Source organism: Candidatus Chordibacter forsetii, assembly GCF_964187505.1.
Lineage (GTDB): Bacteria > Verrucomicrobiota > Verrucomicrobiia > Opitutales > Seribacteraceae > Chordibacter > Chordibacter forsetii.
In genome coordinates, this window is sequence record NZ_CAXLML010000229.1 from 1 (window position 1) to 6076 (window position 6076).

The 6076-nt window shown below is 45.4% G+C and carries 6 protein-coding genes; 4 read left to right on the top strand and 2 right to left on the bottom strand.

Features of this window, described 5'->3' with window-relative positions:
• Window positions 1-722 (bottom strand): phosphoribosylamine--glycine ligase (purD, locus tag ACKPQ4_RS09750; RefSeq protein ID WP_407680991.1); only part of this gene is annotated, 722 nt, incomplete at its 3' end.
• 86 nt (window positions 723-808) lie between these two features.
• On the opposite strand from purD, the gene ACKPQ4_RS09755 reads away from it, so the two are divergent.
• Window positions 809-2257, top strand: coding sequence for a UDP-N-acetylmuramate--L-alanine ligase (locus tag ACKPQ4_RS09755; protein WP_407680992.1), 1449 nt, complete (start codon window positions 809-811; stop codon window positions 2255-2257).
• Between the two features lie 226 nt (window positions 2258-2483).
• Here ACKPQ4_RS09755 and ACKPQ4_RS09760 read toward each other — a convergent pair whose 3' ends face one another.
• Window positions 2484-3527, bottom strand: a complete 1044-nt coding sequence (locus tag ACKPQ4_RS09760; protein WP_407680993.1) for an A/G-specific adenine glycosylase — start codon at window positions 3525-3527, stop codon at window positions 2484-2486.
• Window positions 3528-3560: 33 nt separating this feature from the next.
• Here ACKPQ4_RS09760 and rnhC point away from each other — a divergent pair, with 33 nt between their 5' ends.
• The 3 genes from rnhC to ACKPQ4_RS09775 all read left to right on the top strand — a co-directional run.
• On the top strand, window positions 3561-4562 hold the full coding sequence (rnhC, locus tag ACKPQ4_RS09765; protein ID WP_407680994.1) for a ribonuclease HIII: 1002 nt from the start codon (window positions 3561-3563) through the stop codon (window positions 4560-4562).
• A complete protein-coding gene (locus tag ACKPQ4_RS09770; RefSeq protein ID WP_407680995.1) occupies window positions 4562-5326 on the top strand; it encodes a ribonuclease HII in 765 nt (254 codons plus the stop codon). The genes rnhC and ACKPQ4_RS09770 overlap by 1 nt, the downstream gene beginning before the upstream one ends.
• Before the next feature lie 21 nt (window positions 5327-5347).
• The coding region (locus ACKPQ4_RS09775; protein ID WP_407680996.1) for a pyridoxine 5'-phosphate synthase at window positions 5348-6076 on the top strand (729 nt) is incomplete at its 3' end.

Here is a 6076-nt window from a genome sequence, read left to right on the forward strand (position 1 = left end):
AATGATGTGGGTGCATAAGCTCCCATTCCCCCGGTGTTAGGACCCGTATCTCCTTCGCCCACCTTTTTATGATCCTGGCTCATGGGCAGAGTAACATAATTTTCACCTGAACAAATTAAATGGAGGGAGGCTTCCTCTCCTTCTAGAAATTCTTCGATCACCACTTCGCTTCCGCTTGCACCAAAACGATTCCCACTAAGCATGTCGTGTATCTCTGTTTCCGCTTCCTCTTTACTGTTGCAAATAATCACGCCCTTACCGGCGGCCAAGCCACTAGCTTTTACCACCACGGGGAGGGCGCAGGATTGTAAATATTTAAGTGCGGGTTCGACCTCGCAAAAATTGCCATATTCAGCGGTCGGAATGTTATGTCGGGCAAGAAAGTCTTTGGAGAATGCTTTGCTTCCCTCGAGTCTTGCACAGGCAGCATTGGGCCCGTAGGCAAGGACGTCCGCTTCATTCAAGGCGTCGACCACCCCATTGCAGAGAGGAACTTCGGGGCCGACCACTACAAGATCGATCTCTTCCTCTTTCGCTATATTTAAAATACTTTCGTTGTCTTCCACAGCTAGGGGAAGGACACGGAATTCCTGCTCGATACCTCCGTTGCCAGGAGCGACTAAAACCTCATCAACGAGGGGACTTTGAGAACAGATTTTGGCAAGTGTGTGTTCGCGCCCACCACTGCCAAGGACGAGAATGTTAAGGTTTTTTTCATTCATTCTCTATTGGTTTTCTTGAATCATTTGATGAAGTCGAGGCAATTTGTCTTTGCCTTTCTTCCATCCGCCCTATTTTCAATGTTTCTATGCGGGTATTTTTTATTGGAATATGTGGAACGGCTATGGGTAATGCGGCTGTATTGCTCAAAAAAATGGGCCACGAAGTGGCGGGTTCCGATGCTGGGGTTTATCCACCTATGTCCGAGGTGTTGGAAGATTCTGGCATTCAATTATTTGAAGGCTTTGCTGAAGAAGAAATGACTAACTGGCAGCCAGACCGTGTGGTAGTGGGCAATGCAGTTTCCCGGGGAAATCCACAGGTAGAAAAACTTTTAATTGATCGAGAGACTCCATTTGTTTCTTTGCCTCAATTAATTGGCGAGGATTTGATTGGAAACCGTTCTTCCATTGTGGTTGCAGGAACTCATGGAAAAACCACAACCACAGCACTAGCCGCATATTCCTTACATTCATCCGCGATAAATCCTGGTTATTTGATTGGAGGAGTACCGCTCGACCTGCCTGCTGGTAATGAACTTGGTGGTTTGTCTGCCCCCTTTGTAATTGAAGGAGATGAATATGATTCCGCATTTTTTGATAAACGCAGCAAATTTATCCATTATCGTCCACGCATATTGGTTCTCAATAACCTGGAATTTGATCACGGAGATATTTTTCGGGACTTGGAAGATATATCACGCAGTTTTTCTCATCTCTTACGGATTGTTCCATCGAATGGATATGTTTTACGAAATGGAGATGATCCTAACCTGCTCGCCTTGCCTGATTCTCCATGGACTGAAGTATTTTCTGTTGGCGTGGAAAAATCCAACGACTTGGTAATTGCCAACTTTAATGAAGATACAACTGGGAGCCAGTTTGATTTGGTTTGGCGGGGAAAATTGGTCAGGCAGATAAGGTTTGGCATGCCCGGTCTTTTTAATGCCCGAAATTTAGCGATGGCTATGTTGTCCGCGTCCCTCGTTCAATCTTTTGATCGGGAAAAGCAGTCTGTTTTTGAAAATCCATTTTTAGGAACCAAAGAAATTGATTATTCGAACTGTCGGGGAGTGAAGCGCCGTCAGGAAGTTTTATTAGACCAGGAAAATTTATTGGTCTTATCCGACTTCGCCCATCATCCAACCGCAATTTCTGGAGCATTGGAATCCCTGCGGTCCCGTTGGCCAGACAGAAAAATTATTGCCTGTTTTGAACCCCGTAGTAATACCGCGGTGACCAATGTTTTTCAGGATCGTTTCGCGGAGTCCCTCGCATTGGCTGATCATGCCTTGATTGGACAAGTTCACAGGGTCGAACGAATTGCTCCAGAAAAAAGAATAGATACCCAAGAGATTGTAAAGTTTATCAAGGCAAAGGGAAGGCTAGCAAATGCCTTTGAAAGCAACCGTAAAATGGGAGACTTTCTTAGAGATGAATTTGATAGTGCTTCGAAACTCAAATCAATGGTGGTGTTTTTTTCCAATGGATCTTTTGATGGAGTCATCCAAGAGTTTGTGGAAGTTGTTCGAAATTAGTCTTTTTGTAAACCGTGAGTTTTGAAAGATTGTTCGGTATTTTGATCTTTTTCGCAATAGGTCTGGGGTACTATAAATATTCTAGAAAACACCCCTCCTTTGTCACCCTGCTTTGTTCAGTCTTTCTTCTTTCATACACCTATTTTTTTAAAGAAGTTTGGCAGATTTATTTCTATGGAACCTTGGTCGCTTTTATTCCGTGTATCTTTTACTTTTGGAGAAATCGTTAGACCCATAGTTCCTCAATCCATTTTCGGTGAGGAGCTGAGAGAGTGAAGTTTTTTAGTTCCGACCATTTCATCCAAGTATATCCTTCGGGTAGGGGATCTGGCAAAAGAGGGATTTGGGGTGGTTGATGAATTTCCTCGGTGTATTCGATACGACCAATGGTTCGCTTACGGATAGCCAAAACCTGGCTATTTAGATCCTTGAAATTTCCTGAGTAAGGTAATTTGTCGGGCAGTTCATAGACTCCTTGCAGTCGTGTTTTTTTTGAGGCATGAACTAACAGACTGCTTTGGGACTCAATCCAGTACCTCCGAATACAGGCTGTTTGTTTTGCTTTGCGGGCGATTTTGGGACGGTCTTCCCAGTCCCCTTTTCTACCTGACTCACAGTGGGAAAGAATCGGGCAGATTGAGCACAAGGGAGATGAACGATGGCAAACGGTTGCACCGACTTCCATGACTGCCTGGTTATAATCTCCGGGGCGACCGATATTAATAAGCTTTTGGGCCAATGGACGAAGTTTTTTCTGTGCGGTTGAACCGTCCTTAAAAGTTTCGGAAATGGCAAAGAGTCGGCTGAGTACCCGCACCACATTCCCGTCGCAAACAGCTTCGGGTTGATCTAAGGAAATACTGGTAACTGCAGCGGCAATGTAGGGCCCGACTCCGGGCAGAGATTGCCACTCTTTTATAGACAATGGTGGATGTTTCCAGTTTGCGGCGGTTTTGGACAATTGGTGAAGATTGCGGGCACGGGAGTAATAACCCAATCCTTCCCAGGCTTTAAGAACCTCTTTCTCATCAGCTTGGCTGAGAGAATAAAAATCGGGGAATTTATTTAACCAATTTTTAAAATAGGGAATGACTGTGGATACCCTTGTTTGTTGAAGCATAAATTCCGAAACCACAGTCTTGTATAGGGAAGGATCTTGTCGCCAAGGAAGATCCCTTCTTTGTTCGTCAAACCAGCTAAGCAGTGCAATTCGATATTGTCCGAGCTTTTCTTCGGATTGAATCCATGTGGTTTTAAGAGATTTTTCCATGCTTGGCTGTTGCGTTTTTTAACTCTCTTTCTCATGGATAAGGGTGAAATGGCAAGTCCGGCAAATAATCAATCAGGCAAGCAAACAAAAAAGAAAACCTCCTACACCCTCAAATTGACCGGTGGACAGATGGACAAGCTGGGCGCAGCATTAGAGGGGCGAGGTTGGCCAACCCGGGAGGTTCCATACGCCCGGCATGCCTTTAATGGAGATGGGGTAAAGGTGGTTGCTTATGAAAGTGGCAAACTCGTGGTGCAGGGAGGAAAAACGGAGGATTTTGTTAGTAATATTTTGGAACCTGAAGTAACCGGTGAATTTTTGCTTGGTTATGAAGAGGTCAATAATCCGGAATGGTTTGATCCACATGCCGGTCTGGATGAAAGTGGAAAGGGCGATTTGTTCGGCCCAGTGGTTTCTGCCTGTGTTATCGCAGATGGAGATATGGTACGAAAGTGGATGGATGCAGGCATTCGAGATAGTAAGACCATAACAGATGGAGCCATTGTTAAAATGGCAAAGCAGATTAAAGAAACTCAAGGTGTAGTCGTAAAGACCGCTTATTCTGGCATGCCCAAATACAATGAACTTTATGATAAATTTGGGCAGAATTTAAACAAGTTACTTGCATGGTTGCATGGTCGTGCTCTTTTGGATGCCTTGGAAGTAAGGCAGCCAAAATGGGGACTCCTCGATCAATTTTCCAAGCAGCCACTTGTTCAACAGTATGTCAAGGATTCCACCTTTGATTTAAAGATGAGAACCAAGGCGGAGGAAGATCCGGTGGTGGCCGCGGCCTCCATTATCGCTCGGGCTACCTGGCTCGAACAAATGAAAAAACTTGAGGAATTATCCGGTCGTACCTTACCGAAGGGCTCAGGTTCTCAAGCCAAACAGGCGGCCCGGGAATTATTTCAACAGCTCGGGGAGGAGCGAATGGGCGAGTTTTGTAAACTTCATTTCAAGACAGCTTATGAGGCGATGGGCAAAACTCCGCCCGCTAAAAAGGCTTGGAATCCGAATTGGAGAAGAAAATAATGCCTAATCCGCGATGGACTCATGATCGCAAACTCGTCAAAGGAGTGTCAGGTATTGTGGGAGTAGACGAGGCAGGTCGGGGATGCTTGGCAGGACCAGTGGTGGCAGGTTGTACAATCTTGCCAAGTTCGTTTTTTGCTGACTCAAAAAATCGAAAAGCGGTCGAAAAAATAAATGACTCCAAGCAATTTTCTGAAGGGGAAAGAAATATCCTTTTCCAAAAAATACAAAGCTTGATAGTTGAAGGGAAACTCTTTGGAGCTACAGGCTCGGCAACGGTTGAGGAAATTGAAGAGCATAACATTGTCGGGGCGACTTGTTTGGCCATGCAACGGGCAATGGAGGCAGCATCTGTAATAAGCAATGGGCTTTGGCTCCCCTCTAAGAAACACGAGGCAGATTTATTTACTCAGGATGTTACAGAGGATTTGCAGTGGCGGGTGCTGGTAGACGGTCGGCCGATGAAACGCTTACCTATTCGTCACATGGGATTGATCAAGGGAGATACTATTTCTCTGGCTGTGGCCATGGCCTCTCTGTTGGCCAAGGTCACCCGTGATCAAAGTATGCGGCAACTGGATCGCCAATTTCCTCATTATGGATTTGCATCGAACAAGGGATATGGAGCACCCGTTCATCTGAAGGCTTTGGAAGAACAAGGTCCCACAGAACATCATCGTGCCCGCTTTCTGCGAAATATTCTGAAGGAACCAAAGATCCAGCAATCGAACAAATTTGAGCAAAGTCGATTGAGTTTGGCCTAAAAAAACTTATTATCGGTTGTAGTGATTTTATTAGGAGTGAACATTGATCATGTTGCAACTTTGCGACAGGCTAGATACCGAGACGAAGCTAACACCCATGGTGGCTTTGTGGAACCTGATCCTGCTGCCATGGCCTGGTTGGCAGAGGACGCCGGTGCGGATGGTATAACCATGCATGTTCGAGAGGACCGCCGTCATGTTCAGGTGGAAGATGTACAAAGGTATTTAGAACGAAAAAAAACCCGGCTGAATCTGGAGGTTTCCTTGTCCTCAGAAATGGTTGAACTTGCTCTTTCCCTCAAGCCGGACAGCGTGTGCCTGGTTCCAGAAAACCGAATGGAAGTAACCACTGAAGGCGGGCTGGATGTGGTGGGTAATTTGCAGCGTTCAAGAGAAGCGGTTGAAGCTTTTACCCAACAAAATATACCTACTAGTATGTTTATTGATCCAGATCCCCTTCAATTGGAAGCTTCCGCCAAAATAGAATCACCTTGGGTGGAGTTACACACGGGGAGTTTTGCTCGAGCTTGGCCGAATCCAGAAATGCGTGATAAAGAATTTTCCACTCTTAAGGTAGGTATGGATGTGGGGCTTTCTCTTGGATTGCAGGTTAATGCTGGGCACGGAATTAATTATGAAAATGTAACCGGTGCCAAGAAATTAAACAAGGTGACCGAATTTAATATCGGTCACAGTATTATTTGCCGGTCTATTGAGCATGGACTTTCTGAGGCAGTCTCCACCATGAGG

Excerpts from the sequence above, each read along its gene's own strand:
- ACKPQ4_RS09760 (WP_407680993.1), bottom strand. The coding sequence starts at position 3,527 with ATGGAAAAATCTCTTAAAACCACATGGATTCAATCCGAAGAAAAGCTC.
- ACKPQ4_RS09770 (WP_407680995.1), top strand. The coding sequence starts at position 4,562 with ATGCCTAATCCGCGATGGACTCATGATCGCAAACTCGTCAAAGGAGTG.
- rnhC (WP_407680994.1), top strand. The coding sequence starts at position 3,561 with ATGGATAAGGGTGAAATGGCAAGTCCGGCAAATAATCAATCAGGCAAG.
- ACKPQ4_RS09755 (WP_407680992.1), top strand. The coding sequence starts at position 809 with ATGCGGGTATTTTTTATTGGAATATGTGGAACGGCTATGGGTAATGCG.